Source organism: Rhodococcus phenolicus (assembly GCF_001646785.1).
In the GTDB taxonomy this organism is placed as follows: Bacteria; Actinomycetota; Actinomycetes; order Mycobacteriales; family Mycobacteriaceae; genus Rhodococcus; species Rhodococcus phenolicus.
In genome coordinates, this window is sequence record NZ_LRRH01000223.1 from 1 (window position 1) to 1,416 (window position 1,416).

The 1,416-nt window shown below is 72.1% G+C and carries 2 protein-coding genes; both read left to right on the plus strand.

Going from position 1 to position 1,416, the window contains the following annotated elements; genetic code table 11:
- Positions 1 to 193: kelch repeat-containing protein (locus A8G15_RS29030; RefSeq protein ID WP_156665634.1), on the plus strand; the 193-nt coding region annotated here is incomplete at its 5' end.
- Between the two features lie 25 nt (positions 194 to 218).
- A complete protein-coding gene (locus A8G15_RS29035) occupies positions 219 to 1,034 on the plus strand; it encodes a CPBP family intramembrane glutamic endopeptidase (RefSeq protein WP_068166654.1) in 816 nt (271 codons plus the stop codon).
- The last annotated feature ends 382 nt before the right edge of the window (positions 1,035 to 1,416 follow it).

Below are 1,416 nucleotides of genomic sequence, written 5' to 3' on the forward strand. Positions count from 1 at the left end.
CACCCGCGTCCTCGCCCAGGTGGAAGCCCTCGACCTGGCGACCGGAATGTGGACCGAACTCGCGCCGATGGACACCGCACGGCACGGCCTCGTCGTCGCCACCGTCGGCAACACGGTCTACGCGATCGACGGTGCGCAGCGGCCGACGCACGCGCAGTCCACCGCCCTCGCCGAGGCCCTCGACTTCTGGTGACCGCGCACGCCGTGCGTGCGGCACAATCGCTGCGGTGACGACGATCCGCGACTGGCTCTCCCCCGCACCCCGGAACCCGGCGACGCCGCTGGACCCCTCGGACCGTCGCGCACTGTGGATCGAGATCACGATCGTCCTGCTCGTCACGTTCGGGCTCAGTGGGCTGTCGTCGATCCTGTCCCTGCTCGAATCCGCGCTGGCGCCGACGCCGCTGTCGGACCAGACGGTCGCGCTGAACGTGCCGCGGTCGTCGCAGCAACTGATCGACCTGGCACGTCAGATCCTCGGCATCGTGCGACTGCTGGCATGGGCGGCGCTGGGTGTCTACCTGCTGTGGCGCAGCGGAATCGGGCCGAAGGTCATCGGGTTCGCGCGACCGCACCTGCGCCGCGACCTCCTGCCCGGGGTCGGGCTTGCCGCGCTGATCGGCATACCGGGACTCGGCCTGTATCTCGCGGCACGCGCGATGGGCCTGAATCTGACGGTCGCGCCGAGCACCCTCGAGGACTACTGGTGGCGGCTCCCCGCGCTGGTGCTGTGGGCGATCGCCAACTCGGCGGCCGAGGAGGTCCTGGTCGTCGCATATCTGATCACCCGGTTGCGGCAGCTCGGCTGGTCCGAGAACGGATCCCTGGCCGCCTCCGCGTTGCTGCGCGGCAGCTACCACCTGTATCAGGGGCTCGGCGGCGGCCTCGGCAACGTGATCATGGGCCTGATCTTCGGCCGGTTCTGGCAGAAGACGTCGCGGCTGTGGCCGCTCGTCGTCGCGCACGCCCTGATCGACTCGGTCGCGTTCGTCGGATACCAGGCGCTGCGCGGGCACGTGTCCTGGCTGCCGTGACGTGGGCGACCTCGCGCGGCGGCACCGCTGCCCTCCCCATCGCGAACGCCGAGCTGCCGGTGAGCACCGGTCCCCGCGACCGCGGAACGTACAGTTGACGCGTGAACGGCGACCGTCCCGACCCCCGGTATCGGCCGCGGCCGCAGCAGGGGCCGCCGCCTCGCCGTCCCGCGCCCCCACCTCGCCCGGTGCCGCCGGAAGGCCCCCAGATCATTCGCCGCGACGGTCGTCCCGGACCGCAGCAGGCCTGGTCACAGACCCCGAACCCGGCATACCGGCAGCCCACGGCACCACCGCCGCGAAATCGGACGGCGCCGCCACCCCGCACCCGGACGGCACAACCGTCGCGGCAGCAGCCCGGGGACTGGGCCCCGCCCCAGAC